The sequence below is a fragment of the Faecalibacterium intestinale genome, from assembly GCF_040096575.1.
Lineage (GTDB): Bacteria > Bacillota > Clostridia > Oscillospirales > Ruminococcaceae > Faecalibacterium > Faecalibacterium intestinale.
In genome coordinates, this window is sequence record NZ_JBBMEN010000005.1 from 95,538 (window position 1) to 122,457 (window position 26,920).

The 26,920-nt window shown below is 38.7% G+C and carries 29 protein-coding genes; 1 reads left to right on the forward strand and 28 read right to left on the reverse strand.

Features of this window, described 5'->3' with window-relative positions:
* Window positions 1-41: 41 nt before the first annotated feature.
* Window positions 42-233 carry a DUF6219 family protein gene (locus WMO20_RS06095; protein WP_055058490.1) on the forward strand — a complete coding sequence of 64 codons (192 nt, stop codon included), beginning with the start codon at window positions 42-44 and terminating at the stop codon, window positions 231-233.
* A 65-nt stretch (window positions 234-298) separates the two neighbouring features.
* On the opposite strand, the gene WMO20_RS06100 is transcribed toward WMO20_RS06095, so the two are convergent.
* The 28 genes from WMO20_RS06100 to WMO20_RS06235 form a co-directional block, all read right to left on the reverse strand.
* Window positions 299-622 carry a hypothetical protein gene (locus WMO20_RS06100; protein ID WP_155512383.1) on the reverse strand — a complete coding sequence of 108 codons (324 nt, stop codon included), beginning with the start codon at window positions 620-622 and terminating at the stop codon, window positions 299-301.
* A 111-nt stretch (window positions 623-733) separates the two neighbouring features.
* A complete protein-coding gene (locus tag WMO20_RS06105) occupies window positions 734-1,519 on the reverse strand; it encodes a hypothetical protein (protein WP_349186129.1) in 786 nt (261 codons plus the stop codon).
* 2 nt (window positions 1,520-1,521) lie between these two features.
* Window positions 1,522-1,905 (reverse strand): SMU1112c/YaeR family gloxylase I-like metalloprotein, encoded by a 384-nt coding sequence (gene gloA2 / locus WMO20_RS06110; protein WP_349186130.1) that lies wholly within the window; start codon window positions 1,903-1,905, stop codon window positions 1,522-1,524.
* Between the two features lie 132 nt (window positions 1,906-2,037).
* Window positions 2,038-2,430 carry a pyridoxamine 5'-phosphate oxidase family protein gene (locus tag WMO20_RS06115; RefSeq protein ID WP_349186131.1) on the reverse strand — a complete coding sequence of 131 codons (393 nt, stop codon included), beginning with the start codon at window positions 2,428-2,430 and terminating at the stop codon, window positions 2,038-2,040.
* 51 nt (window positions 2,431-2,481) lie between these two features.
* The gene (locus WMO20_RS06120; RefSeq protein ID WP_349186132.1) at window positions 2,482-2,808 is read right to left on the reverse strand and encodes a hypothetical protein; all 327 of its coding nucleotides are present in this window, start codon (window positions 2,806-2,808) and stop codon (window positions 2,482-2,484) included.
* A gap of 66 nt (window positions 2,809-2,874) precedes the next feature.
* Window positions 2,875-3,234 carry a hypothetical protein gene (locus tag WMO20_RS06125; RefSeq protein ID WP_349186133.1) on the reverse strand — a complete coding sequence of 120 codons (360 nt, stop codon included), beginning with the start codon at window positions 3,232-3,234 and terminating at the stop codon, window positions 2,875-2,877.
* Window positions 3,231-4,091, reverse strand: a complete 861-nt coding sequence (locus tag WMO20_RS06130; protein WP_349186134.1) for a restriction endonuclease — start codon at window positions 4,089-4,091, stop codon at window positions 3,231-3,233. Before WMO20_RS06130 ends, WMO20_RS06125 begins: the two co-directional genes overlap by 4 nt.
* A gap of 232 nt (window positions 4,092-4,323) precedes the next feature.
* Window positions 4,324-5,217 carry an alpha/beta hydrolase family protein gene (locus WMO20_RS06135; protein ID WP_349186135.1) on the reverse strand — a complete coding sequence of 298 codons (894 nt, stop codon included), beginning with the start codon at window positions 5,215-5,217 and terminating at the stop codon, window positions 4,324-4,326.
* Window positions 5,218-5,227: 10 nt separating this feature from the next.
* Entirely contained in the window at window positions 5,228-6,208 is a 981-nt protein-coding gene (locus WMO20_RS06140) for a hypothetical protein (protein ID WP_349186136.1), read from the reverse strand.
* Window positions 6,209-6,235: 27 nt separating this feature from the next.
* Window positions 6,236-6,604, reverse strand: a complete 369-nt coding sequence (locus WMO20_RS06145) for a nuclear transport factor 2-like protein (protein WP_349186137.1) — start codon at window positions 6,602-6,604, stop codon at window positions 6,236-6,238.
* 13 nt (window positions 6,605-6,617) lie between these two features.
* Entirely contained in the window at window positions 6,618-7,424 is an 807-nt protein-coding gene (locus tag WMO20_RS06150; RefSeq protein ID WP_349186138.1) for a hypothetical protein, read from the reverse strand.
* Window positions 7,425-7,433: 9 nt separating this feature from the next.
* The gene (locus WMO20_RS06155) at window positions 7,434-8,243 is read right to left on the reverse strand and encodes a class I fructose-bisphosphate aldolase (protein ID WP_349186139.1); all 810 of its coding nucleotides are present in this window, start codon (window positions 8,241-8,243) and stop codon (window positions 7,434-7,436) included.
* A gap of 361 nt (window positions 8,244-8,604) precedes the next feature.
* Entirely contained in the window at window positions 8,605-9,507 is a 903-nt protein-coding gene (locus WMO20_RS06160; RefSeq protein WP_349186140.1) for a sugar phosphate nucleotidyltransferase, read from the reverse strand.
* A 23-nt stretch (window positions 9,508-9,530) separates the two neighbouring features.
* Window positions 9,531-10,625 (reverse strand): acyltransferase, encoded by a 1,095-nt coding sequence (locus tag WMO20_RS06165; protein ID WP_349186141.1) that lies wholly within the window; start codon window positions 10,623-10,625, stop codon window positions 9,531-9,533.
* A complete protein-coding gene (locus tag WMO20_RS06170; RefSeq protein WP_349186142.1) occupies window positions 10,606-12,171 on the reverse strand; it encodes a BCCT family transporter in 1,566 nt (521 codons plus the stop codon). The genes WMO20_RS06165 and WMO20_RS06170 overlap by 20 nt, the downstream gene beginning before the upstream one ends.
* A gap of 1 nt (window position 12,172) precedes the next feature.
* Window positions 12,173-12,892: an NTP transferase domain-containing protein gene (locus tag WMO20_RS06175; RefSeq protein WP_349186143.1), complete on the reverse strand. Its 720-nt coding sequence runs from the start codon at window positions 12,890-12,892 to the stop codon at window positions 12,173-12,175.
* Window positions 12,893-14,668 carry an NTP transferase domain-containing protein gene (locus tag WMO20_RS06180; protein WP_349186144.1) on the reverse strand — a complete coding sequence of 592 codons (1,776 nt, stop codon included), beginning with the start codon at window positions 14,666-14,668 and terminating at the stop codon, window positions 12,893-12,895.
* Window positions 14,669-14,773: 105 nt separating this feature from the next.
* Window positions 14,774-16,018, reverse strand: a complete 1,245-nt coding sequence (locus tag WMO20_RS06185) for a CDP-glycerol glycerophosphotransferase family protein (RefSeq protein ID WP_349186145.1) — start codon at window positions 16,016-16,018, stop codon at window positions 14,774-14,776.
* Between the two features lie 20 nt (window positions 16,019-16,038).
* Window positions 16,039-17,475, reverse strand: coding sequence for a lipopolysaccharide biosynthesis protein (locus tag WMO20_RS06190; RefSeq protein ID WP_349186146.1), 1,437 nt, complete (start codon window positions 17,473-17,475; stop codon window positions 16,039-16,041).
* A gap of 56 nt (window positions 17,476-17,531) precedes the next feature.
* On the reverse strand, window positions 17,532-18,695 hold the full coding sequence (locus WMO20_RS06195; protein ID WP_349186147.1) for a glycosyltransferase: 1,164 nt from the start codon (window positions 18,693-18,695) through the stop codon (window positions 17,532-17,534).
* 33 nt (window positions 18,696-18,728) lie between these two features.
* Window positions 18,729-19,889 (reverse strand): EpsG family protein, encoded by a 1,161-nt coding sequence (locus WMO20_RS06200; protein ID WP_349186148.1) that lies wholly within the window; start codon window positions 19,887-19,889, stop codon window positions 18,729-18,731.
* A 15-nt stretch (window positions 19,890-19,904) separates the two neighbouring features.
* Window positions 19,905-21,092 carry a Coenzyme F420 hydrogenase/dehydrogenase, beta subunit C-terminal domain gene (locus WMO20_RS06205; protein WP_349186149.1) on the reverse strand — a complete coding sequence of 396 codons (1,188 nt, stop codon included), beginning with the start codon at window positions 21,090-21,092 and terminating at the stop codon, window positions 19,905-19,907.
* 4 nt (window positions 21,093-21,096) lie between these two features.
* Window positions 21,097-22,188, reverse strand: coding sequence for a polysaccharide pyruvyl transferase family protein (locus WMO20_RS06210; RefSeq protein ID WP_349186150.1), 1,092 nt, complete (start codon window positions 22,186-22,188; stop codon window positions 21,097-21,099).
* 31 nt (window positions 22,189-22,219) lie between these two features.
* A complete protein-coding gene (locus tag WMO20_RS06215; RefSeq protein WP_349186151.1) occupies window positions 22,220-23,203 on the reverse strand; it encodes a glycosyltransferase family 2 protein in 984 nt (327 codons plus the stop codon).
* Between the two features lie 25 nt (window positions 23,204-23,228).
* Window positions 23,229-23,480: a serine O-acetyltransferase gene (locus tag WMO20_RS06220; RefSeq protein WP_349186152.1), complete on the reverse strand. Its 252-nt coding sequence runs from the start codon at window positions 23,478-23,480 to the stop codon at window positions 23,229-23,231.
* Window positions 23,481-23,695: 215 nt separating this feature from the next.
* A complete protein-coding gene (locus WMO20_RS06225) occupies window positions 23,696-24,805 on the reverse strand; it encodes a glycosyltransferase (protein ID WP_349186153.1) in 1,110 nt (369 codons plus the stop codon).
* A 21-nt stretch (window positions 24,806-24,826) separates the two neighbouring features.
* Window positions 24,827-25,594 carry a glycosyltransferase family 2 protein gene (locus WMO20_RS06230; protein ID WP_349186154.1) on the reverse strand — a complete coding sequence of 256 codons (768 nt, stop codon included), beginning with the start codon at window positions 25,592-25,594 and terminating at the stop codon, window positions 24,827-24,829.
* A 19-nt stretch (window positions 25,595-25,613) separates the two neighbouring features.
* Window positions 25,614-26,861 (reverse strand): nucleotide sugar dehydrogenase, encoded by a 1,248-nt coding sequence (locus WMO20_RS06235; protein ID WP_349186155.1) that lies wholly within the window; start codon window positions 26,859-26,861, stop codon window positions 25,614-25,616.
* Window positions 26,862-26,920: the final 59 nt, after the last annotated feature.

The following is a 26,920-nucleotide window of genomic DNA, read 5'->3' on the forward strand; positions in this document are numbered from 1 at the left end:
ATTGCTCAAAATACAGAAAGAAGATAAGGAGGACACACAAAATGAAAGCACATAAATATTGGTCACTCGGCGCACTTGCCTGCATGGCAGGGTGCTTCTACACAGGCTGCAAGAAACTGATGCAGGCTCATAAGTATTTCGCTTGCGGCTCTCTGGTCTGCATGGGCATGGCAATCTACTCAGGCCACAAAATTGCACCAAAAAAGAAAAAAGCTGAAAATCCTGAAAAATAAGAACACACGCCCTCGCCGTAACAAGCGAGGGCTTTTTTGAACTCCAGGAGTTCATTTTATTTCCGTTACAAACTATATACTTCCATCATAAGTCGTATCCCGACTTTCAGTCCTTCCTCAAAAGCGGTCTTCTCCCATGCGCAGCACACCGTCCCCTGCCGGTCCATGATCTTTTCCCAGAGCGGAATCTTATCTCCTACATAATCATCTACCAACCTATCCATACCATCTAGCCCACGCAGCCACTCTTCCAGCTCCTTTTCCTTGGCCTTTGCAGTTTTCCCGGCAACTGTGTTTTTCTCTACTGGATTATTCTCCGTGTAATGCTCGTAGATCAGATCCAGCAGGTTCTCCACCGGCGGGTAATACTCCGGCTCTGTTTTCTTCAAATACTCCTCCAGCATTTCCTTCAATTTTTCTATAATGCTACCATCCTTCCCAACTGAGATTCACATCCTCAGTTATGGCACATATTACCGCACACTTCTGTACATAGCAACCTATTTTTTGCGGGTTTTCGGATGTCCCATCTTCTCCTTCACTTCATCCGGCACATCAATCAGTCCAAACCGATAGAACATCCCATAAATGTAAGTCACTCCCCGGATATTGCCCAGAGCTTTGGGTCTCTCTACTACTTCTTCTTTTATATTTCCCAGTGCCAAAACTATAGAACTCCATGCCAAACTCTTACTCTTCTCCCGGCGGTCGATCCACAGCTCTTTCGTGTACTCGCCGTTCCTACCTTTTTTTATTTCGTAAGAGAATGGCAACCCGGAGTAGGTTTTGAATTTTATCCCGGCATAGGCCAGAACCACACCCCAGAGGTTTTCTTCTGTCGGATGAGCCCTCCACAGCTTCATTGCTCTGTATCTTCTCTGCCGCTCTGCTCCGACACTGATCTTTTCTTTCTCTGTACTTGGGAAGTACACGCCTTTTTTATAAGGCAGGTACGAAGTGACGGAGGCTTTGGAGAGTTTCAGGGTGTTTGCAGTTGAGAGTATGGAGGTTTTATAGTCCTGTGTTTCTCTGTATTCTTCAAAAGTGTTTTTTACTTTTTCCGCCACTTCTGATTCATACACACCAGCTGTGATAAGCAGCTTTCTCACTTTGATAGGATTCAGATTCAGAGCATCAGCGATGGCCTGCAAGGACATCTCAGAATCATAAAGAGCCACAGCCGCATCCATCTGCTCTTTTAGATTCTTCCCGGCATCATACTCCGGCTTCAGCTTCTTCCGGCCTCCACCGGGCTTTCTGGCTTTATACGCTCTTTTCTCTCCCATGATTATTCATGCAGTTCCAGCGGCAATCCGTCCGGGTCGTGGAAGAAAGTCATCTTCTTGCCGGTGTAATCGTCAACCCGGATCGGCTCACATTCTATACCTAATTCTCTCAACTCTCTCACTGTCTGCTCCACGCTATCTACACAGAATGCAAGGTGACGCAGACCACAGGCTTCCGGACGGTTCACACGCTTCGGCGGATATTCCTCAGCGAATATCTCCAGTTCTGTGTGCTCATTGACACGCAGATTCAGCTTCCAATCCTTGCGTTCCGGGCGATAGTTTTCTCTGATAATGAGAAAACCCAGCTTGTTCACATAGAAATCCTTTGCAGCTTCGTAGTCAGATACGATGATTGCAATATGATGTATTTTGGATAAATTCATTATGTGTCACACTCCATTTCTCATAATTTTGTTCTTCTTTTATTTCCGCCACAAACTATATAGCACCCCTCAAAATATACCGTGTGTGCTCCAGCTCCGCGGAGAGCCTGTGTTTCACACACGGCAATATCATCAAAACTTGATCACTTTTGGTTCATGGGTGAAAGAACTAATGGTAGCCACACCATTCTTGAAATAGAACACCTCAGTGTTTCCATCATCTGCTGCATACATCTTCTTCAAACTCGGATAGGCATCCAGCATAGATTCTCTCGCTTCCACACGATCATCCTCTACCAGTTCGCCAGCAACGCGAATCCATTCACCGCCTTTGAATGCGCACAACTCTGCTTTCGGATTAGCATGCAGCTGTTTGGAAACATCCTTCTTCTTGCCAGTCTGGATGTACAGCTTGCCTTCAAAAATATGTGCAGTGCCAAACGGACGCACTCTCGGCTGGTCTCCTTCGACCGTTGCCAAGTAATATGTTTCAGCTGCTTTTAAGAACTTTACGATTTCTTCCATTTAATTCTTTCCTTTCCCACACGGTCGTGTGTGTTTTATAGTTTTATGGTTTTATTTCAGCTTTTCCAGAATCTTGTCCGCACTCATGCCGCTTGCCAGCAGTTTCTTAACCACACTCTCGGCTTCAACCTTCTTAGCTTCTTCAGCGGCCTTAGCATCTGCCTTTGCCTTCTTCGCTTCCATGGATGCCACTTCTTTTTCGGCCTTCTTCAGAGCAATCTTCTTCTCTTTCAATGTGTTCTTCTGCTCCTCAATCGCTTTCTGGATGGATGCAATCTCGGTAGTCAGAGACGCAATAGTCTCCTGCTTCTCTGTAATCTGGGATGCGTAGTCATTGATTGCCTTCGGTTTGTTCTTGCTGCCTTTCGTTCTGGGCATGGTGATAACCTCTTTCCTTTTTTAGTAGTTTAAGTGTGGTAGTGTGTCGGAGTGAGGGCAATGTGCTCACATCTTATAATCCGAGCACTCTATCAAAAAGTCGACAGACACGAAATAAGGATTGTTCTTATCTCCATTTTTAATAATCAAAATAGAATCATCATCCGCTGCAAGAACAGTAACCTGATCACCGGTTTTCAAAACAAGTTTTATCTTCTTGATTTCTGCATCTTTTATCACAGAATATGTTCCCAGAGTTTTCAGTTCTTTTTTATCCTTGATGTCTCTATATTTATTGGTAATCACGCTTCCCACTGCGCCTCCTATGATTGCGCCACCACTTATAAACATCCCTATAAGTTTAGCTGGACCACCAACTTTTTTAGCTGTAGTAGTGAACCATTGATACAGCCCAAGATTACTCATTCTCTCACCTCGATTTCAGTTTTTTTGCCTCCAAAATCACTCACCATATTGCGAATATTGATTAGTAGTGATTTCCCTGTAATGACATTGTTTACCACTGCCTTTGCCATATCCATTGCATCAATATGCTGCTGTTCATAGCTGAATTGAACATCGTATTCAAACTTGATGCCCTTAATCTTCATAGAAATGTCTTTATACTCAAGGTAAGCATCGTCATATTTTTCGACAAGTATTTTATTTTTCCCTTCTTTATCACATGGGAGTTTATTTATAAGTTCAGCAAAAGATGTTTTGCATTCACTCAGCGTACCTTTATTTATAACAACAAAAGTTTCTTTGGGTTCGCTACAGAATCCTGATACTTTGTCTTTATCAATTTTATTCTTTTCTACCCAATCCAAATCCACAAGAATTATTGGATGGACATTCAAAATACTCCGAAATACATAATTAATGTATATGTCTTTGATATAGCCATTCCAATCACTAGCCAATGGCTCACGAATTTGCATTAATTGTATTCCGTATGCTTTTTCCACTTGCTGTGCGCCGGATTGGAACCCATTTCTTGATGCAAATATCCCCTGAATATTTCCGATATCTAATAATGTGGAACGGAATGCTTCTATCTTCTCTGCCGTCACAGGATTTTTGTAGTCCTTGCACTCCACAGCTACTCTATATGTTACTGTGCCATATGAAAATTGCCAATACACATCAATTTGATGCTCTCGACTAATTCCTTTCAATTTCACATTATGCTGTACCACAACATCGCTCAAGCCGTCATTCGCGTTTAATACTCTATACACATCCTGAACAAAACATTCGTATTCTTCTCCCTGTTTTGACATTTTTGCGTTCCTTATTATGGCATTTTCTTTTCTCACATCTCAGCCGACCATCGAATCCCTGATTCTTAGATCGTTGCCTGCTGCTCACCACGGAGAGGTGTGTGATTATTTATACGAGCAGTGCAGGGAGCTATCTTGCCCCCTTACTTTATTTATAAATTCTTAAGAAACCTTATTTTCTCTTTATGGTATCAGGTTCCAACAAGTCTCAATTAAGTTCAAGATAAAATCATCATTTTTTATACCAAAGTATTATATCATCAATAAGCATATCTTCTACACCTATGATATCATGATCGCATACCATACAATCATTAACATAGCATTGCGTAAAATGTTTATTTACAAAATTCACCATGTCATCCAGTGTGCACATTCGGAGGCCATCATTTCTCCCTAAGAAAACATATGTTTCTTTATCGACCAAAAAGTCCTCTCCATTTTTTAGCTTAATAAATTTAAATGCTGAGCCCTGTAAAATAGAAAGAAGCGCCTTTGTCGTAACTGGAATCTTATAAATCCAGTCATCATTTAATCCTTCTGCACCATATTCATTTAAATCTAGCCACTGTAGAACGTCATTTTCTGAGTCACATAATTTTATTAGGCGATCTAGCTGCTCCTCCACCGTTTCATTTTTATGCATGTACAACCATCTTTCTTGGACAGCATAACTATCAACGGGAGACAGCAAAATTACTTTCTCAATATCATTATGATTTAAAACGTATTCAAGAATTTTATCACATCCGAGACTATGTCCTTGTAATGTAATCTTTTTATAACCTGCTATCTTTACAAAATCAACAGCCGCTTCTATATCTAGAATTGACTCCGAATAATCTGAAACCGCCCCGCCTACATAGTCTAATATTCCTTTTCGATACCCCTCACACAATCCATCATGCGCAGATAAATTAAATGTCAAAAATGATACGCCACAGCTCAAGTACTTTTCTGACATTTTCCAAATGAATTTGTTGTTATAAAAATTCCCATAATTTCCATGCACATGAATAATAATATTCTCCTTATCACCTCCATCGGCTTCAAATATCAATCCAATCAATTCCAAATTCTTCTTATTATCAAAGGCTACAAGTCTTCCTTTTGCACTATTTATCATATCGCATGCCTCATCTTATAATTTCTGCGAGTTCCACATGTGTTGTATTATTACTTGGATTTGCTTTTGTTATCACATCCGAATTCCAAACCTCGTCAAACAACCGCGTATAATGCCGAACTCTTGTCTCATCTTTATAATATGTTCCTTTATGTATTGGGAGATATTGTTCAGTAATGTACAACATTTTAGGGCCATAAATTCCGAAATCAACAAATTGTGATGAAACACCATTTGACTCACAAACCGCCTTAAAATCATTCAAAAGTGCTACTTTACAAGTGTATCCCTCTTCCGCAGAAAAGAAATTCAATAGCTTTTTTACATCACTCCTATCCAAGAGTTTTTTATCATCATATATTAAAATCACTTCAACTCCATCAACTTCTTTACTATCCATCTTTAATTTTAGGACTTCAAAAAAGTGTATATCTGCCTGACTTGTAAATATCGCGTTATCCTCTTTCCAAATAGGGAAAGTCATTTTAAGGACTTTCTTTCCAGTTACTTGCGAGAAGGCATCAAAAACACCGTTTGCATTAACAATATAGTCAGATGAAATACTAAATTCCTTTTGATTTGCCGCCTTACTTAATATTGAATTTAGCTTTTCAATTTCCTTTTTTGCATATGTCACAAACAAATCATGCGGACCATGGCTATCTTTACTCACAATATAAAAATCTCGATTTATATCGTAGAGCATTTTCGAATATTCCGTTATATTCTCCATAAATTCATCGTCTTGTCTCTTTTGTATCGTATAAGAAATAGAATAAAATACCAAAGAAATCAATTCGATAATCATAAAGGTACAGCAACCTAACAATAACGATATTCCGATCTGTAACGAATCCAAAGATATGTTTCCTTCTCCGATATTACCATCTGATTTAAACTTCAAAGCTGAAACGATGGTAACAATAACTGACAAAAGGATCGAACCAATCATTGTTCCTATTCGAAACATTTTTTCTTTCTTTTCGTTCATATGCACTCCATTTCGAATGAGAAAGAATCACTCTTTTATAACCCACCACTGCGTAAAACTAACACATCTCCTACACTCATCAAAATCAACTTGATATACTCCATCCATAATCGCTAACGAGTCATCCCTAACATCTGTATAATCCAAAAACCATCTCACTATTAAGCGATTACCGTCAATCGCAATCGGTTTCAATTCCAATTTTGATATTCTTTGATATTTAATTTCTTCCCAAAAAGCTAAAATATCATCAGCCGATTTTCCGGGGGTCGCAAAAGGATCTTCGTAATATTCTGAAGTATCGCTAAAAATATTCATAATTTTCTGGAAATCACATTTTTCCCACGCAAATTTTAAATCATTACACCACTTTGTTGCAAATTCACGAGTTATCATAATATCCTCCATTTTATTTAATATTTACAAACTGCTTGGTTCTACCATAGTAGGGGCTTCCCTCTATATCATCTATTGCTGTGCTTGATCTATAGTATGCAAAATAGTCGTTTCTCAGTTTTTCCCACGCTACTCCATAATACCAGACACATCCCTCCGGTGTTATCAAATGACACTTCTCAACAAACTTCGTTAACACTTTATCATTTTTATATGTTTCTCTGAGCACCTCATAAAAATCCGTTGTATTAATTATCCCGCCCTCAAGAAGTTCACTTCCAAATAACGCCTCACAGTTGAACATATTCACGGTTTCAAGGTTAATAGGGAGATTACGATATTTGCCTCCAATCTCACGCAGAGATATTAACCGTTTTTCATTTGTCAGGACCTTATCAATAAACAATCCGCCATATTGTAGAGAATTAGAAATATCATTGTAGAATTTATTCCGTTTACCGTATTCAATATTTCCCATCGTCAAATCAGACAGAACAAATTGAAACTTTTCTATAAAAAGGCTGATTGTATTGCACCAATCCCCCTCTATCACTCTTTCGTTTTCCACTCCATAGGCACACCATTCACAAGTCCACTTATAGAAATCTATGTTTTTTTCAAAAATATAAATATCTTGAAATCCTAATCTGTTAAGCAGCGTACGAAACTCAATTGTACTTCCTAGAACGGCAACCGGTTTTTTCTTGTCAAAGAGTGACACGGTACTTTCTATCCTTTGCAACTCATAAACAGTAGGTCTTGAAGGAGGCAAGACGTACTCCCACTTTGATGATATCGTCAAAAAATTATTTGTTCCCATGTTTTCTCCTCAGTCAAATACTATCTTGCGTAGCCTTTCAATCACTTCCAACGAATCTTCTCTGTTAAATACATTTCTCCCTATACTAACACCTGCACCGCCCGCCTTAATTGAATCACTTACCATTGCGTAAAGCTCATTTTCATCTTTCATCTTTCCTCCCGCAATCAAAACAGGAGTCCCATTAGCTGCTTCAACTACTTTACTAAACGATTCCGCTGAACCTGTAAATTGTGTCTTTATAATATCTGCACCTAACTCAAATGCGATTCTAACACAGTGGCAAACAAGTTTAGTATACTCTGCTTCATTCTCCTTTTTTAAATCTTCATAATTATAATCTTTCCCCGCATGTTCAGTTCTTGGATACACAATTACCAACAACGGCATACCATACTTCTGACAAACTTCCGAAACGGCTCCAAGATTCTCCAGCATTATTGATTCATAGCTGCTAGAAACATTAATATGTACTGCAACCGCAGCTGCATCTATTGCAATGGCCTGTTCTATAGTTGAAACCAATATCTTTTTTGTGTGTGTTTTATATTCTGTACTAGCAGTTAAGTTCAATATAATTGGAACTTCGTATTTATCTATAATAGAAGCCGTCCCTAAATAACAAAGTACTCCATTAGGCTTTGCTTGTTGTATATCTTTTATTTTGTCGTGTAAATTTTTTAATCCTTCATTGTACTTTGATATCAAGTTGTCGTCCAAAGGAACAACAATACACTTTCCTTTATCACCAAAAATCCTAAACATCCGTCGCCTTTTTCCTAGTGCAGATGCAGTAACGATTTTATTTCCAATTCTCATATTATTCCACCTCGTGATATAAAAACATGTACAAGGGGCAATTTTTCTTGCATCAAAATCAATTAATACAGGGACTATAACGTTTCAAAAAAGTTGAACAAGAATGACGGCATTACAATTCTTCTCTCAAACTCCGTCCCCTGGCTCTTGGCGTTCTCCACAACCTGAAAATGTACTTCTGACAAGTATCATGGTTAGGTACTTCTACTATGACACGCACGACCACTCAGTGCCAGATTCACAAACCAGAATACGACCGGTATCGCCCAGTGCCCCAGCAACTTTAGACACAGCTATCTGCACAGCTGCATCATCCTGCTCATATTTTTTTCTGGTGTCTGCCCCCAGTACTTTCAGTATATCACAAGTCTGCAAATAAATCAGCCTTGTACACGCCTTTTTCTAACATTTTCTTGAAGCTGTTCTTTACGGCTGCGACATCTTCATGGTAGGTCATGCCGTACCAGGTGTCATTTGTCTCCAGAACCTTTACAGACATCTTGCCCTGCTCCAGCAGCTCACCGATGAAAATAGGAATCAGATACTCCGCTTTCAGAGGATTACCCGGCACTTCCTTCTCGAAAAACTCTTTGAAACCTTCTTCCAACACATTCAGAAAATCAGAAGTTAGTCCCCACATATTCATGGAAACCAGAGAATTCACATCAACAACCACACCGTCTGCCTCTGCTCCATCTGCAGTCTTTACGATGTTCTTGGTTTCCACAACCTCAGTCAAGTTTCCATTCTCATCCATCTTGCAGATACCACGAGTCACACCGCCGTTATCAGACAGCGTGTTCTTCAGCACAAAGCCAGCCATGCAGGACTTGCCACCATTCACCAGATACTCATGGACGGCCTTGAAACCCTCTTTTCCATAATAATCGTCTGCGTTGATTACGATGAACGGAGTGTTAATTACACTCTTTGCCGCAAGCACGGCCTGACCAGTTCCCCAAGGTTTTGTACGACCTTCCGGAAGTTCTCCCGGAATATCGTTGATGTCCTGGAAAGCATAGTCTACGGTTACGTCATGAGAAGAGCAAATAGCTTCAATCCGGTCGCCGATGACCTCTTTGAATTCTTTTTCGATATCCTTCCGAATAATAAATACTACATGGTTGAATCCAGCCTCAATCGCATCATGAATTGAGTAGTCCATGATGATATGGTTCGCATCATCAACCGGCTCCAACTGTTTAATTCCTGTTCCGAAACGGCTGCCGATACCGGCCGCCATGATAAGTAATGTCGTTTTCATAATTTTTCTCTTTTCTTTCTTAATTAAACAATCCACTTTCCAACAAAAGGTATCTTTTGGATTACAATTCCAACAAAATAAGCACAAATAAAAATCAGAATAGCAATTGGTATGGACGCAAATGGATACCTAAAACTTGTTGCAACCATAAATCGATCAGATATTCCCTGAACAAACATAACATGAATCAAATAGATTCCAAGTGTTGCTTTACCCAATGCGAAAATTCTTCTTTTTGCTTTTTCTGTAAACTGAATTGCATTTACTTTATCTTTGAAAATCATAAATACTGCTGCAGCATAACAAGCGATATTTAATGTCAAATTATTATAAGTTATCTGACTTGGTTCTCCTGTATATTGGCTATATAAAATTCCTCCAATTGTCGCATAGGCCGCGCCAAAAATTCCGGCAACTAAAATTGTATTTTTCTGTTTATCTGTAAGTCTATTTTTGCAAAGATAATAGCCCAATATGTAATATCCAACATATCCAGCCGGCAAGAACAAATACATTTTATCCTGCAAAACGCCTTGTACCAACTTATTTAATGCCGGAACAACTTCCAACATTCCCGGTACCCAACATACAGCAGCACATAAAATCAAAAAATACCTACAAAGCTTATTATCCTCCACAATCTTGTTCAGAATCGGAGTTACTGCATATAATCCTGCAATCATCCACAAATACCAAAGATGATAATTTCCAAAAAGCAGCTCACCAAAAATGCTTTTTAGACTTGTGATTTTTAAATTTCCGTTCAGTATTCTAAACACGAAATAGGTGCAGGACCAAAAGGCAATGAGAACCACGATCCTGAAAATATACTTTTTGTATATTTTTTCAATGCTTTGTCCTCTTGTGTTTCCTAGAAACAATGAGCCGCTTATCATAACAAAGCAGCATACTCCAATCCGAGAAATCGCACAGAAGATTTCATATACAGGCCATGATTTCGTATCAACACTAGCATAACTCCACCCTTTTGTTGACACATGGAGCAATATCACACAGAAGCACGATAGAATTCTTAGCAGTTCAATCCAACCTGCTCTGCTCTGCTCTGCTCTGCTCTGCTCTGCTCTGCTCACAAGTTTATTTTCTGATCGTAACATTGTCAACCTCTTTCTGTTTCTTTTCTTCCAAACTTTCCATGTATTTTTTAGCATCTTTCATAAAGCTGGCAGTAATCATCACAATAACTGCGCCGATGGGGAATGCGGCAACAATACTTACAGACTGAAGATTATTCATAGAGCTTTCCGCAAACAGCAATGCAATCGGCAGCAGAATCAGAAGAATACACCACATGAGCTGAATTCCTTTATTCGGCTGTTCGCCATCTTCCAGCTTATGATAGCTATAGCAAGAAGCCGTCAGAGCGATAGAATCAAAGGAAGTTGCATAGAAGGCAATCATTGTCAAAAGCACAACCACCATAATGACCGGCGCGAACGGCATTGTTTTTATAATGTTTACAATCATTCCGTAAAGGTCACCATCAGCCAGATACTGTGCAATAAAATCTGCTTTTCCGGTAACCTGCATACCCATCGAGTAGTTGCCAAGCACAATAAAGCTCGTCAGAGTTGATCCAACACCAAATACATAACCACCAAGAATCGTCTGACGCACTGTTCTGCCACGAGATATATTTCCGATAAAGAACGGAGCTGCCACGCACCATACCATCCAATATGCCCAGTAATAGATTGTCCAATTCTGCGGGAAGTTCGAGGTTCTAAGCGGATCAGTAAAAGTAGACAAATCAATGAAGTTTTGGACCATCTTACCCAAAGATGCAAATCCAGTCTCAACAATATAGCGTGTTTCTCCTCCGAACAAAAGAACAAAGGCAATCAGTCCGAAGAACAAATAAATGCAAATGTTTGCCAACTTACTAATTCCCTTAAATCCATGCAATAGGGAATAAGTATATACAGCACAAGTGATTAAAAGAATAATAATATTGATCACAGTACGGCTAATTGCAACATGGAACAGTTCACCAATAATTGTCGCCATCAACGGAGTGGCAACGCTGAATGTAGTCGCAGTACCAGCAAGAAGTGCAAAGACAGCCAAGAGGTCAATAATTCGGCCAGCCCATCCATCTGTATACTTTCCCAAAATCGGTCGGCAAGCTTCTGAATACTTCTGACGATTTCTTTTCCTTACATGAAGCATAAAGCCAAATGCAACAGCCAGCACAAGGTAGAAGCCCCAAGGAATAAAGCTCCAATGGAATAGCGGATATACACCTGCCCAATCCTGAATGCTCCCCATTTCCGCAATGTGCGGATCAGTTGCATACAGTACCCATTCAGAGAAAGAATAAAACAAAATGTCTGCTGCAAGGCCGCAGGTGAACATCATGGAACCCCATGCAAAAAAGGAGTACTTCGGTTTCTCATTCGGCTCACCGAGAACAATATTTCCATATTTAGATCCAGCAATGTAAAGTGAAATAATAAAAACTCCAAGACCAATAATCAGATAGTACGTTCCGAAAGTGTCGCCAAAGAAAAATCTAATCTGACTCAATACAGCATTTGACTGTTCCGGCACAAAGAAGAACAGCACACAAAGCGCAATTACAATTGCTAACGGCACTAGCGTTATCATCCAGTCTATTTTCCCATGCTCTTTTTTCGTGTTCATTTTAATTTTCCTCCACATATTTTTTATAGCTTTCATCCAACGCAATCAGTTCTGATAGATTGTCCACTTCTATAATATCCGATGCATTCATTGGACGAATTCCCAATTTGAAGTCATTGGGATGACAAAACATTGCTACATCATCCCAATATATCTGCCGATTTTGTTTTTCTTCAAATTCTACTTCCAAGAAATGTTTCAGCTTTCGACCATCTTCCGCTGTCCATCTGGAAATGCTGTACAATTGCCAGCCGCCCCTGCCTCCAGTCCGGCTGCAAGAGATCACAATTCCGTCTTTTACAGTCTGAAGCCATTCATCAGTTTCATCGTCTGTCCAAACGCTGTTATACCCAGAGCGCTCGAATTCTGGTGAAAGAATTCTCGGATTATAAATAATCTGATCTCCATCCAAGATAATTGCATTTTCAATATGATTTCGTGCGACATAAAGCGAAGCTATATTGTTGCAAGTATCATAATATGGATTTTCAATGAGTTTAACTCCCGGATATTCCTGTTCCAGTTTCTCAAATTGCTTCTTTAAGTATCCAACCACTACATAGATCTCCTGGATTCCATTCTTATGCAAACCATCGATCACCGTGTCAATCATGCGAATTCCGTTCACACGAACAAGCGGTTTGGGCGTTGTCAACGTAACCGGGTGCATTCGATTACCAAGCCCTGCCGCCATGATGATTGCTCTTTCCACTTTGTGCATTTATTTATCCTCGCTTTCTTTTTGCTTCTTTAATTCATCTTGAACGATTCGATAGTATTCCTTTGCATACCGATACTGGCGTAGCGAATACTCTCCAAATTCCACACCCAAGTTTCGCTTATACTCACACCAGTTGCTCCACAACAGTCCACAAGCCGCAATGTAACAATAAATTTTAATTCTGGTTGCATCGTCACATCCTTCCGTAAAATATGCCGCTATCAAACGATCTACCTGCCGTTTGTTATAAAGCGAATAGATACAGAACATCGCCACATCAACATGGGGGTCTTGCATTCCTGCATACTCCCAGTCGATCAAGCGTATTTCTTCCTTGCCGTCCTGCTGAACAAAAAGGAAGTTATCCGGCACTGCATCAATGTGTGTCAAAACCTTTTCAGATACATTAGCATCAATATAGGGCTTCAACGAAAGAACATTTTCCTTTGTCTTTTGATAGTCTTTATAGACAGAGGGCGTTCCATCCCATAGGGTTTCGTAAAACTCCATCTGGTCAAAGATATTAAACTCGTGATTCACCTTCAGCTTTAGCTCATGGAATGCTCGTAGCCGCTTCATGCACTTTTTAACATCTTCGTAATTTAACGGATTACATACTCTGGCTCCTTCCAGAAACTCCGTAATTTTATATCCGTTTTCAGGATTAATATAGGCAATGTCATCGCAGATTTTTTTACCATCTATTGTGTGATACACTTCTGCTTCCTGTCTGCGATTAATCAACTGATCTGTCCCTTCGCCTGGTATACGCATGATGTACTTTTTCCCTTTACAAGTAAAGAGAAAAGAGCGATTTGTCATACCTTTTTTCAAGACAGTAATATCTGTGACCTCATCTGATTTTGCATTCAATGCTTTGCCAATCACTTGAATTGCATCTGTTTTTAGCTGATTAGAATCACTATCAATTTCCCGGAGCTGCTCATAGGTATTGATTTCCACAACATCTGCCGAATGTACAACACGTGCAGCAACAATCATACGATCTTTGTGATACAATGCCTCTTCCCAAAAAGAACCATCATATCTTTGATTTCCACATAATTCTTCAATACGCCGCTCTACAATATCTGCGTCATCCTTGATCAGATAACAAATTCCAATCATCGCATTGCCGCCAGAAGACTCCGGCACAGTGACAAGTTCCATTTTCCGATTAACACGAACATTGCTCTCATTGTCTACGAGGTCACTAACCATATACCATGAATAAAGCTCATGCCGATGAAATGGATTTCGGTCACACCATATATCACACGGAACGATATACGAATTTTCCAAATGCTCCTTAACGAGTTTCAAAGAATGAAGATTATTTTTAGCAGCGTATTCTGAATTTACGACTAATTCCACTCCGTATTCATCAATTAAATATTCATACTTTTCTTTCATGAAACCTACTACTACATAGATTTCTTTGATTCCCACTTCATGAAGTTGCTTTATAATACGTTCAATGAGAGGTTCTCCATTGACCTCAAGAAGCCCTTTTGGCATTTCCGTATTAATCGGAACCATACGCATTCCGAATCCAGCAGCCAAAATAATTGCTCTTTGAGGAGTTTTCTCTTTGAACTCAGTAATTGCTTTCACTGTTGGTCGGATTGAGTCATCCAGATAATCTGCTTTTATCAGATCTTTCAGTGAACGATTGACTACACCCAATGAATGTCCTGACACTTCAGCTAAAATACGTTGATTAATAAACGGTTCTAGTAAAAGTGCATTTAAGATATCACTTTCCTGTTTGTTCATATCTCTCGTTTTCCTTTCTTTCATGATTTCTTATTTTCTCATTTTCGTGAACGTCAAATCAAACACAAGCCTCCAACTACAGGAGGTTGTGCGGAGTAAATCCATTTAATCTTTACTTAGCAATGTGTTGATTACACGCTTATTAACACCGCCGTGATAACTGTTCCCGCTTAAGGCACGTTTACGTAAATCAGCCTTTTCATCCATACCACTAACCAGTTTATTCATATAAGAAATGGTCTGGTCCGGTGATTCACTAACGTAAAAAGCCTCCGCGACTTCTTTTTCTACGGTATCCGTTCCGTTTAGATATATGATTGGCTGACCTGTAATAAAATACTCTATAACTACAGATGAGTAGTCCGCAATCAGGCAATCTGCCTTTCTAAAGGAATCAAGATACGACGCTGATTCGTCTAATGTAATATTCGGAGCATCATTGATTAATTGTTTGTAATCAGCTACTTCTGCTTTAGTCATAACACCAGTGTCAATGTAATGTGCAAACATCAATGGGTGCGGGCGGATTATTAACGATAACTCTGGATGATCTTGAAAGTATTTAATAAGAACATCTTTGTTTTCAAAGAATGTGCTCTTCTCATTGTTGTCGGTACTGGTAGTCCACCTTGGAAGCCAAAGAAAGGTTTTAACTCCATCATACTTCTTTTCCCGTTCTACCAAATCGTATCTTGGAAATCCAATGTTATATACGATTTTCTTAGAATCAGCATTCTTGCACAATTTAAGTTTTGAATTGCAGTATTGATACACTTTGTCGCAGTCTGCAAACAGATAATCGACATTCGTCAAAAGATCATTTGTAAGGCTAACGCGGAGCATTTTCTTTCCATCTGCGTAGCTTGAACCGTATGGAACATAGCACAAACGGCTCTGTTGAGAAAAATCTTTAAAATTATACGCCTTAGGATACTCAGCTCTGTACGGAAGGCCTAAAAAAACAAAGTCAAAATCATACTTGCTTATATCATCAAAGCTCCCACTCTTTTCGTCATACGGGTTGATAATCGTAATTTTCGCATTTAAGTTTTCACAAAATTCGACATTTCTTTTAATTGTATTAATATCTACTTTTCTTTTCGCGTGATCATATCTTGGCAGTACTAAAACAGATACTGAGAATCGACCATCCAGACACATCGCATTAAATATTGACTGAACCGAGGTGAAAATTTCAGTTCTCTGTAAGATAAAGCACACTTTTATATTTTCCATATCAAGAGCTGGAAGATTTTTTTTATTCCGCTTAGCCAAATAGTAAACGCAGTTCTGTAAGTCTGTCTTCAGCTCCCATTTCTTGTGTCTTATATTTTTTATAAATTCATCCATTAAAATTCTCCGGTTGTCGTTTACTTTTTCTTGAGACCAACAATATTTGAAATCAGCAAATCACGTTTAATATACGCCAAAATTGCAAAAGCAGCCAAGAGTCCGTATCGTGCAACTCTATACTCAAATAAGAAGTTGCACCCAATTCCTGCCACAATCACAAAAACGGATAGGCCTATAACACATTTATAATCAAATAGTTTTCTCCCTGGCATATATTCGTTCATGACTCTACGGCTTACTACCGCATGCCCAATACTATAAAGCACATAACACACCAGTGTTGTATAGCCCGCCGCCACATAGCCAAATTTCTTAATGAATATATAATTTAATCCCAAATTTATAACTGCTGCTAAAATTGACGATGTCATCAAAAAGCTTGTCTTTTCGTAATAAAACTGTGGTGTAGACAAAATATTGTAAAGGAAAATAAAAAACACACTAGCCGCCACAGGCGGAATCACATACGCAGCACTTGCATATCCACTTGAGCCGAACAACAGCACAAGTTCGGGACTCATTAACATAAGGCAAAGCGAAATTCCTGATACTAGAATCATCAGCATATTAATTGTTTCTGGAATTCTTTCGTACTTATCCACCTTAATTCTTTGATAAATCCATGGAGTAAACGAATTTGAAATTGCGTTGGTAAATATCTGAACGAGCATTCCAATATTATAGGCAACACTATAAAACGCTACCGCAGATGTTCCAACCATCTTGCTGATCATAATCTGGTCGCCCTTATTCAAAATCATGCCAGACAGGTAATGCGGCAACAATGGAATCGCCATACCAAGAGCAAATTTCCAATAATTCTTATCGATCCAACATTTTCCTTTTATAAACTGATAAACCATAATTACACCGCAGAAGCAAAATTCTACGATGACCACAGACACGATTCTTGCGGTTGCTTTATCTTCAGCTAAAGATACTAAAATCAAGCCCAGTATGGGGTTGACAGCAGACTTGCAAAGGGTCACTGCAACCAATTTTCTGTATTTATATTCAAATCGCTGTCTCCCGGACCAAAAACTAAGTGCAGGAGTTACAGCCATTTCAATAAACATCAAAAATATCAAATGTGGTGCAAGTCCTAAAATGCTACTCCATGTATTCCGTGCAATAAGAAACAAAAAGAACACAACTGCCGTAATCGTTAATGTTAGTCCTTGCATTGATGATATATAACGATCCCTGTCTTCGTCATACTTATTCATTCCGTTTGTAAAGACACCAAAATACAAGTACAGTGATGTAATAATCGTTAACAATTGGAGCCACGACAAATACAAACTATATGTGCCATATTGTTCTGTTGTAAGCATTCTTGTAAAGATAGGTACAACAATAAAAGAAATGCCCTTTTGTAAAATGCTACAAGCAGAAAACCAAATGGCAGCACGTGCTTGGACACTAATTGATTTATATTTTTCAATAATATTCACTATATTTCACCTACTTCCGATCCACTTTCTAACAATCATCCTCTGCATGTCATATATCATGATATGCTCTCATAATACTCCAAAAGATCATTGTTATTCGTTCTGTCATATTTTGCATCAATAATCATTTGCTTATATTGACTTCTGTCTCCATAGTTTGTGTGATCCGACAAAATTGTTTTAGCCCATTCTAACGCTGTATTCTTTAACGAAATGTAGTGAACCAGACGCGTCAATTCAATGTCTTTGGGTACCACATCCGACGCATAAACAGGAACTCCACAAGCCTGTGCTTCTACAAATACAATTCCAAGTCCTTCATAACGTGATGGCAAAATAAAACCATCCATCATCGAATATATACCCGCCATATCCTCACGGTTTCCAATGAAGAGAATTTTAGAATCCAAATTTTTTTCTTTTACATATTGCTTAATTTCTGTTTCCAGCTCTCCAGTTCCAACCCATACAAATTTTGCGTTTTCCTTGTTTTTAGCAATCTGTTCAAAAACATCAATTGTAAAATATGGATTTTTTTGATACGTTTGTCGACACACGGTCCCATAAACAAAGCTATCACTTGAAATCGAAAATTCTTTCCTCAGCTTGGTTCTATCTTCTTCGATATAATAAACACAATTGGTGTCAATCGTATTTCTTATTATGCTAAATTTTCTGCGTCCAAACATAGATTTTCCGGCCAAACTCGAACACGCTAAATACCGGTTACAATTATGCACACATTGCGTGTTGTAATAAAGCGCAAAAAGCAACGAGTGTAGATTATGAATATGTACCGGATTATGACTATGAAGAATTCTAATTGGAACGCTATATTTCTTAGCAATTTGTGAAGCCATTAAAGCATATCGTCCAATGATATGAATATGAACAATCCCATAATTTCCTTGCTTTATGACTTTTTCCATAAAGGAATATGCTCTCTTCTTATCTGGCGCTCCTGATCTTTCTTCCTCTACCCTTATGCCGCATACTTCAACTTCATCTTTACGGTTCTCTTGTGGGAGAACATAATAATTTCCTCCATTTTCTAAAATTGTTTTTATATATGGAGAACCCCAATTATACAATGCACAGAAATCAACTTGATAACCTGCTTTTAACAGTTTACCGTAGTGATTCATGATAACGCTTGTCACGCCATTACTTACGCGAACATTACCAATTACAAACAATATTTTTTTATTCAACGTCATCATCTTCCTTTCTTATCATATATAATCAAACATCCCTCATTTCCAAAAAGGAACATACGGAACTGCTCCATAGAATTTTTCTGCAAAAGAAACTGTCATCCATATAAAATAGATTCCATAAGCCAGATAAACTGCCGTTCTTATGATTTTCCTATTCGGGACATAGGTGATTTGATTGATTGCATATGGATACAAAAGGACTATAAATGGAACAAAATAATAGGAGAATCGATTGATTATATTCATTTTAAATATCAAAAGTCTGCAAATCGTTGCCAACAAGCCCATATATAGCAGAAAGCTCTCATTTCTCGTAAGTACATACACTTCTTTAGAATCCATATTTTTTATATGTCTTCTGTTTTTCCAAACCAAAATATATACACCAATAAAAAAGGCTCCGGCTGTCAAGATTAGCGATGTAATCGATTGTCGATTTATATTGCCTACATTTTCTCCTGCTTTTTCCATATAGGACGCATAGCTACCACTATCGTTTGAAATCAAATTTGCAACAAGAATAAAGACTTTCGAGTATAATACATAGCATAGTGCCGTAATAGCTCCACTAATCAAAATATCCCTGCGTTTAAACTGCATTCTGTCGAAAACAATCATAATCAAGCACAATATTGCCGAATCATGAAACGTACTTGCAATCAGCACAAAAAATGCAAATTTCACATAGTCCATTATCGAACGCTGGCTCTTATCCAAAAAAATATAACCGAGTAGAACGATAGAAACAGCAAGTGCTTGCCGTATAATATTCATATACATATAATATTGACAGCTAAAAATCACTAGCATTGTGCTGAGTATGACATCACTTGATTTTTTATAAATCAAGTATCCCATAGTTCCATATACGATTAGGCTTGTCACAAATATATAAAACTGCACATTAGGATTTATCATTGAAAGAAATTTACAATAATAACAATAGCCAATTTCATATGTTGAAAAGACTGAAAATTTAGGAATGTCCTTCCAGTTATAAAAAGCAATTTGCTCAAATCTTTTTGCATAATGACCGGCCAGGTCGATTCCGACGCTCGGTGCGCGAAGGCTTGCCACGAGAATCATTAATCCAAATGAAAAAATAAGAAAATCTCGTCTTCTCTTCATATTTTTATTTGCATGAATCCCTATACCGACCAATGCAATCATTAATGTGATAATGAAATATATCAGCACGCTTTTTCATCCCTCCTATTTCGAATTTTTAATTCTTATTCTGAGTTCCAAAGGTACCAGTGTTTGAATTTTTGATTTAATCCATTGCTTTTTGGATATTTTTTTCATCATCAACTGATCAACCGCTCTGTAACCGTTTTTTTCATAGCTATCAAAAACTTGTTCTCGTATAGCTGTATGCTTACTCGGTTCTTTCAACTGTCCATTTGATACTGCAATTTTATCAGGAGACGATTCAAACACGTAAAGTTCTGGTTTAACTCCATCAAACAATTGAATACCTTTATTAGTGTTTGCCAACACACATGATATACCGCGCCAATTTTGATCTCTCCATTTTTTTTCATTTAACTTCTCAGGGTGCACTTTTTCAAATCCCCAAAAATCTCCTAATGTAATGTCACTGACCCGCGTCATGCAAGCAAACTGACAGCTATAACAGTTTTCCCTGTAAATCTCCCCTGTCAAGAAAAGCCGATAATAAGATGACATTTTATTATGAAGCCGCTTTCTCTTGTTTTTTTCTTTCCATGTTAGGAAAAAATCTTTCCAGCCTCTGGTTTTGTCACGAAACACAAAATTTTCGATCTTCTCAGAACTTAATGTTGCTACATAGTCCAAAAACATTTTCTGGCTCGGCACACCATGACAAATCAGATCAATCGTATAGAGATTATCATACTCTTTTTTCAGGTAATTTTTTAACCCTGCAATTTGGCACGGAGTACCTGAAAAAAGAACAGTCTTTCCTTGCTGCAGATCACTTTTTGCTAGTTTATAGCTATTTCCAATCTCACTCTGCACATATTTAGAACCCTGAATCTTCCAAAGTTCCCCAATTGCATCTACACGAGTGTGCTTCACATGACATTCTCGTGCAAAAGCAGCACCATAAACAACTCCACCTTGCTTCAAAATTTTTTCTGCACATACAGAAAAGACCCCACCAGAAGCTGTTTTTTTTATTAGGTCTTTACTTTTTGTAGCTGCCGCAAAGGCCACAAGAGGGGATGTTTTGGGCACCTCGTTTTGATATATACAAACCGATTTACATAAACCACAATTAATACATTTATCTTCATCAATGCTTGGATAGACAAAACCTCTTCTATTCTCTTTCATTGTAATTGCCTGTTTAGGACAAACATTACAACAAGCTTCACATCCACAGCATTTGTTATCATTTATATATAAGTCCTTCATTTTCTTAATTTCTTTCACAATATTTTTTTATAAATGCGGTTGCCCTGTTGCGTTCTTTGCTAAGAACTTCATTTACGGATGTATAATCAATTTCTTTCAAATCATCCGCATTTTGGGGTTCCGCACGATTTTCCGTACCTGTCAATGTAAGAATACTATGAAGTCTCGCACTATATTTTCCAGGATAAAATGTGAAGAATTCCTTATTAAAATTTAATGAAAATGCTGTGCAATGGAATGAGTCTGTAATCACATAATCTGCGTAATAGATAAGTGAAAGGAACTGTTCTACGGTGGGCATAAACACCATTTTCCCTTTTGATGCAAAATGAGTAACATAGTAACTCATTCTGACAATTTTACAGCCGGTCTTTTTTGAAAGTTCCTGTGCAAATTCTTCCAATCTTGGGCAGTTGTTCAGGCGATAAATTATTATATATTTATCTTTTATCATTCTCGGAGCAACTAATGGTTTCCAGTCTTTTTCGCTCAAAACCAAAGTGGGATCCAAAATCTGTTCAACATTTTGACATCCCATATTCTGAAGAATTTGTTTAGCTGAATCTTCACGAACAGAAATCGCATCATACCGCTCAACATAAGGTTTGGTCTCGTTTTCTTCTTCCTTGGAAATCGATGATCTTCCAATGCTCACAGCATATCCGATTTTCTTTTTTCCTTCTGGAGCAAAATTCAAAAAATATGCTGGTAAAACTCCTCCATTATACTCAGCGTTCCATGTTTGATCGCTGCCTGTACAGTACACATCTGCTGCTGGCGGATCGTTTCTCAAATCATTGTAATCTTTATATCTTCTTGTTAATTTGCAATACTTGTCCAAAAAATCGATACACACTCGATTTCGTTTTGAAAATTCAAATTTTTTCAAGCCAATGTAGAGCATCTTTTTGATGCCATGAAGATTTTTCTTTTCAAAGCCTTCTTCGATCATAGCACCATCTTCAGCATTTGGGCGAACATAGTCCACAATCTCTGCTTCATAACCCATCGCCTCAAACTTGGCTTGCGTTGCATAGGTTTGTAACACCGATCCATAATTTCTTATATAATGCAATGTAATAATATCTATCTTCATTGAAATGTTCTCCTTGCTCTTTTCCACCGAATTATAAATATTTTTTGTCACCGTCATTCAGGTTGTAAATAAAGCCAAATGTTCTTTCTCCCAATAAAAGTGCTATTATCTTTATTTTAGTTTTCAGTGCTACTTTTTTTGATGCCAATAGTTCACCTTTGTGCCTTCTAACATCTTCTACAATTTTTTGCTTGTAATCATCAAACTCTTCATTCTTTGCATTCAGGATATTTTGCAAACATTTAAGCTCCGAAGTAACTTTTCTCGCCAGTGCTTCTTGTTTAAGAGCTGGCCATTTTTTCACAATAAACTCCGTTTCCTCATCTGCAATGTCTACAAGAGATAAGCTACGTCGAGAACACTTTTGATGCATAATAGATTCTATATGCTGTACATAGAAATACATTGCAGCATTGCCCCAAGCCGCTTTATCAACCAAGGCCATCACGCGATAGGTCGTTGCATAGTCTTCATAGATTTTACCTTTAGGATATCGAACCGTTTTCCATAAATCTGCCGAATACAATTTTCCCCATGCAGAATGTCCAGAACCATGACCACACAACATTTTTTGAACTGCACGTTCACCTGTTATAATTTCATGAAATGTTTCGGGATCAGGGCTTGCATTCTCATCTTCACGGACACTTTTTTTCCCGCAAATAGCTATTTGTATATCTTCCTCTTGAGTTATTAAGCCATACAAATACTCAAAATATCCGGAATCAACATAGTCATCGCTATCAATGAACGTGACATATTTTCCTTGCATTCTATCGATGCCGTAGTTTCTGGCATCAGATAGTCCACCATTTTCTTTGTGGTATACCTTAATTCTACTATCCTTCTTGGCACAAGCATCACATATTTCAGGCGTTGAATCTTTAGCGCCGTCATCAATCAGGAGCACTTCAAAGTCTTTAAAAGACTGTCGAAGAATGTTGTCTATGCACTTTCCGATAAACTTTTCTACATTATAAGCCGGTACTATTACTGAAATAAGTGGCTTTTCCATTTTCTTGACTCCTTCAAATTAAACTTTAGTTCTCATCTCTATTCTCAATTTTTTTCACTACTTTCGCTGGTACACCCACCGCAACCGTATATGCTGGAATATCATGTGTTACAACTGCATTAGCACCGATTTGTGCATGGTCTCCAATATTAATATCTCCTAATAAAACGGCTCCTGCACCGATTAACACATTATCACCAATCTTAGGTGCTCCAGGCAGTCCATTTCGACCACCAATTACGACATTTGCCTGAATCCTGCAATTTGATCCAATCACACACTGTTCATGTAATATTACACCCGAACCTCCGTGAGGAAAGAGTGACCCCCCCCGATTTGACATGTGTACGGAATTGTCGCACCAAAAACAACTCTAATAAAAATTTTCAAAACTTTTGGCAATATGTGAAAATGGTGCAAATACAACCATCTCTCCGCAGCATAAATTTTCATTACACCCTTTCGCACTTTATTTATCCTCCAACCTCAATCTTACACTTCATAAAGCCGTATCCAATTATTTACAAATTCTGTTTTTCCGAATCCCATGTCGATTAGTCGCTTTGCGCATTCATTTCTCTGTAGATAATTGCGATTCTTCTCAATTGTTTTTAATTCTTCCACCCATTCATCAGGCTTCTTTAATGGAATGCTCTTTACAAGCTTTAATCCCACTTCAACTTCTTTTGTAACATTCTCTGATATCAGGCATCTGCACCCTGCGGCTTGAGCCTCTATCATTGTGACCGGGAAACCCTCTCCTGGCAAAGATGGAAGAATAACGCAATCAAATGTTTTCATCAAAGAGGGAATATCCGAACGCCGTCCCATTAAAACAATGTTAGATTGATTTTGTGCCAGAGTTTTAATTTCCGGAAAATCAGGTCCATCACCAATCATGACAAATTTCAGCTTTGAACAATCTTCCATTTTTCTTGCCAATCCCAAGATGAATCTCTGGTTTTTCATTTCGCTCATTCTGGCTACATGCCCAATCAGAACATCATCTTCTTTTGCACCAATCTCTTGCTCCCTTTTTCTTATTTCCTGTGGTGTAACATCTAAATAAGGCGCGATATCAACCGCATTGTAAACAACCGTAAATTTGCTGTCTTTCCCATACATAAATGCTCCAGCATCCTTACTGCAGGCAACTTTAACAGTTGAATTTTTAATGTATAAATATCGAAATATCGGTGTGGCAATGATTTTTTTTATGATAGACGTTTTGCGCTGAATTGCTGTCACATGAGAATGACAGATTCTTTTCGGAATTCCGGCTTTTCTTGCTGCCGCTAATGCAACACCAGATTGCATTCCAGTATGAACGTGTATCGCATCATAGCTTACACCCATCTGCTTTAATGCTTTCAAAAAGCTTTTATAATAATTTATCAAGCCCAATTCACGGACATCTCCGTCCATGATATAAACTTTTGAACCGGCATCGCGAAGCTCTTTTACTATCTCTTCTTTTGCACCTTTATGCGTAATAAAGTCAAAATGGAATTTCGAGCAATCCATATTCTTCATTACATCTAGTACAACGGTTGTGTCTCCGCCCCTACCGATATGACCTATTACATGCAACACGTTATACATCGGTGGCACTCTCCTTTATATTTATTTGTTTACATATACACGCTTCCACACAGCAAGGAAAGCATATCTCACAAAACAATAACAGCTGAAAGGTAATGAAAGCTTTTCAATGTCTCTATATAAACTCCAAACGCCTTTTACAGCTTTAACTTTATTGCTGCTCAGAGAATTCTCAGCTCGTCGGTATTCTGCAAGAACCTCATCGATTCCATAGCATTTATATCCTGCTTTAAGCACTTGAAGCCATGTTGCCGCGTCTTGTCTCCGGCGAATATCAGGCATAACAAGATACTTTTTATCGATGATACTCGTGTCGGCCATAATGCCGACCGTCTGAAGTAAATTATTGGTCAAAAACCCAACATAATCAACTGAAGGCAACATGTGTACTTCCTTATTCAATGCACGACCTTCATCGTCAATCACCTCATATGAGGCGCAAGAAAACCCACAATGGTTAGCCTTCATAAATTCAACCTGCTTTTCAAGTTTTGTGGGTTTCCAAATATCATCCGCATCCAAATAAGCAATATATCGACCTGTCGCTTCACAAAGCGAGCGATTTCTCGCCTTCGCCGCACCACCATTTACTTCCTGTCTGATAATTCTTACTCTTGGATCTTCTTTGGAAATTTTTTCAACGATCTCGACTGTTCTGTCAGTTGAGCAATCGTCGACAACTATCATTTCCCAATTCATGTATGTCTGTTTCTGAACAGACTCGATTGTTTTTTCTATATATTTTTCACTATTCCATGATGGAGTAATGATTGATACTTTATCCTGCATGTTTTTCTCCACACCCAAATTAATCTCTCTGGAAAATATCTCTCGTGTAAACTTTCTCTTTCACATCATCCAGGCACTTGTCATAACGGTTTGCGATGATGGCATGGCTCATTTCCTTAAACTTTGCCAAGTCATTTACCACCACCGAGCCGAAGAAAGTTTCTCCATCCTTCAAAGTCGGCTCATAAATAATGACCGTTGCTCCCTTTGCCTTCACACGCTTCATAACGCCTTGAATAGAACTTTGACGGAAGTTGTCCGAGTTAGACTTCATGGTCAAGCGGTAAACGCCAATTGTGACGGATTTCTCCTTGTCCTCATCGAACTCATTCTCTGCATCATATCCATAGTAGCCCGCCAGCTTCAGAACACGGTCTGCAATAAAGTCCTTACGAGTACGATTAGATTCCACGATTGCTTCGATTAGATTTTCCGGCACATCGACGTAGTTGGCCAGCAGCTGCTTGGTGTCTTTCGGCAGGCAGTAACCGCCATAGCCAAAGGACGGATTATTGTAGTGGCTGCCGATACGAGGATCAAGGCAAACGCCATCGATGATCTGCTGGGTGTTCAGCCCCTTGCTTTCTGCGTAGGTATCCAGTTCATTGAAATAAGCCACGCGCAAAGCCAAATAGGTGTTAGCAAACAGCTTGACCGCCTCGGCCTCAGTGAAGCCCATGAACAGTGTGTCAATGTTCTCCTTGATTGCACCTTCCTGGAGCAGACCAGCAAACTCATGTGCGGCTTTCACCAGACGTTCATCGTTCAGATCAGTACCAACGATGATACGGGAAGGATACAGGTTATCGTAAAGGGCTTTAGATTCACGCAGGAACTCCGGGCTGAAGATAATATTCTTGGTATTGAACTTCTTACGCACAGAAGCGGTATATCCAACAGGGATAGTAGATTTGATGACCATAATGGCATTCGGATTATATTCCATAACCAGCTTAATCACAGCCTCAACCGCAGAAGTATCAAAGTGCTGGGTCTTGCTATCATAGTTGGTAGGAGCCGCGATTACAACAAAATCCGCATCCGAGTATGCAACCTTTGCATCCAGCGTTGCGGTCAAATTCAAGTCTTTTTCTGCCAAGTATTTTTCAATATAATCATCCTGAATCGGAGATTTCTTGTTGTTGATCATATCGACCTTAGCCTGCACAATATCGACTGCAACTACCTGATGATGCTGGCTCAGAAGCACTCCCAGCGAAAGTCCGACGTATCCCGTGCCGGCCACAGCGATTTTATAATTTTTCATAGTTCTGTTCTCCCTCACTAATTTTTCATTTGATAAAACAGCAAACAAGCCCACGGCGG

What these genes read in the sequence shown, in the direction of transcription:
- WMO20_RS06120 (WP_349186132.1), bottom strand. Translation starts at nt 2,808, where the DNA reads ATGCCCAGAACGAAAGGCAGCAAGAACAAACCGAAGGCAATCAATGAC.
- WMO20_RS06145 (WP_349186137.1), bottom strand. Translation starts at nt 6,604, where the DNA reads ATGATAACTCGTGAATTTGCAACAAAGTGGTGTAATGATTTAAAATTT.
- WMO20_RS06115 (WP_349186131.1), bottom strand. Translation starts at nt 2,430, where the DNA reads ATGGAAGAAATCGTAAAGTTCTTAAAAGCAGCTGAAACATATTACTTG.
- WMO20_RS06135 (WP_349186135.1), bottom strand. Translation starts at nt 5,217, where the DNA reads ATGATAAATAGTGCAAAAGGAAGACTTGTAGCCTTTGATAATAAGAAG.
- WMO20_RS06125 (WP_349186133.1), bottom strand. Translation starts at nt 3,234, where the DNA reads ATGAGTAATCTTGGGCTGTATCAATGGTTCACTACTACAGCTAAAAAA.
- WMO20_RS06105 (WP_349186129.1), bottom strand. Translation starts at nt 1,519, where the DNA reads ATGGGAGAGAAAAGAGCGTATAAAGCCAGAAAGCCCGGTGGAGGCCGG.
- WMO20_RS06130 (WP_349186134.1), bottom strand. Translation starts at nt 4,091, where the DNA reads ATGTCAAAACAGGGAGAAGAATACGAATGTTTTGTTCAGGATGTGTAT.
- WMO20_RS06195 (WP_349186147.1), bottom strand. Translation starts at nt 18,695, where the DNA reads ATGATGACGTTGAATAAAAAAATATTGTTTGTAATTGGTAATGTTCGC.
- WMO20_RS06185 (WP_349186145.1), bottom strand. Translation starts at nt 16,018, where the DNA reads ATGGATGAATTTATAAAAAATATAAGACACAAGAAATGGGAGCTGAAG.
- WMO20_RS06225 (WP_349186153.1), bottom strand. Translation starts at nt 24,805, where the DNA reads ATGTATAACGTGTTGCATGTAATAGGTCATATCGGTAGGGGCGGAGAC.
- WMO20_RS06180 (WP_349186144.1), bottom strand. Translation starts at nt 14,668, where the DNA reads ATGAACAAACAGGAAAGTGATATCTTAAATGCACTTTTACTAGAACCG.
- WMO20_RS06210 (WP_349186150.1), bottom strand. Translation starts at nt 22,188, where the DNA reads ATGAAGATAGATATTATTACATTGCATTATATAAGAAATTATGGATCG.
- WMO20_RS06175 (WP_349186143.1), bottom strand. Translation starts at nt 12,892, where the DNA reads ATGCACAAAGTGGAAAGAGCAATCATCATGGCGGCAGGGCTTGGTAAT.
- WMO20_RS06170 (WP_349186142.1), bottom strand. Translation starts at nt 12,171, where the DNA reads ATGAACACGAAAAAAGAGCATGGGAAAATAGACTGGATGATAACGCTA.
- WMO20_RS06150 (WP_349186138.1), bottom strand. Translation starts at nt 7,424, where the DNA reads ATGGGAACAAATAATTTTTTGACGATATCATCAAAGTGGGAGTACGTC.
- WMO20_RS06230 (WP_349186154.1), bottom strand. Translation starts at nt 25,594, where the DNA reads ATGCAGGATAAAGTATCAATCATTACTCCATCATGGAATAGTGAAAAA.
- WMO20_RS06165 (WP_349186141.1), bottom strand. Translation starts at nt 10,625, where the DNA reads ATGTTACGATCAGAAAATAAACTTGTGAGCAGAGCAGAGCAGAGCAGA.
- WMO20_RS06205 (WP_349186149.1), bottom strand. Translation starts at nt 21,092, where the DNA reads ATGAAGGACTTATATATAAATGATAACAAATGCTGTGGATGTGAAGCT.
- WMO20_RS06140 (WP_349186136.1), bottom strand. Translation starts at nt 6,208, where the DNA reads ATGAACGAAAAGAAAGAAAAAATGTTTCGAATAGGAACAATGATTGGT.
- WMO20_RS06215 (WP_349186151.1), bottom strand. Translation starts at nt 23,203, where the DNA reads ATGGAAAAGCCACTTATTTCAGTAATAGTACCGGCTTATAATGTAGAA.
- WMO20_RS06160 (WP_349186140.1), bottom strand. Translation starts at nt 9,507, where the DNA reads ATGAAAACGACATTACTTATCATGGCGGCCGGTATCGGCAGCCGTTTC.
- WMO20_RS06095 (WP_055058490.1), top strand. Translation starts at nt 42, where the DNA reads ATGAAAGCACATAAATATTGGTCACTCGGCGCACTTGCCTGCATGGCA.
- gloA2 (WP_349186130.1), bottom strand. Translation starts at nt 1,905, where the DNA reads ATGAATTTATCCAAAATACATCATATTGCAATCATCGTATCTGACTAC.
- WMO20_RS06155 (WP_349186139.1), bottom strand. Translation starts at nt 8,243, where the DNA reads ATGAGAATTGGAAATAAAATCGTTACTGCATCTGCACTAGGAAAAAGG.
- WMO20_RS06235 (WP_349186155.1), bottom strand. Translation starts at nt 26,861, where the DNA reads ATGAAAAATTATAAAATCGCTGTGGCCGGCACGGGATACGTCGGACTT.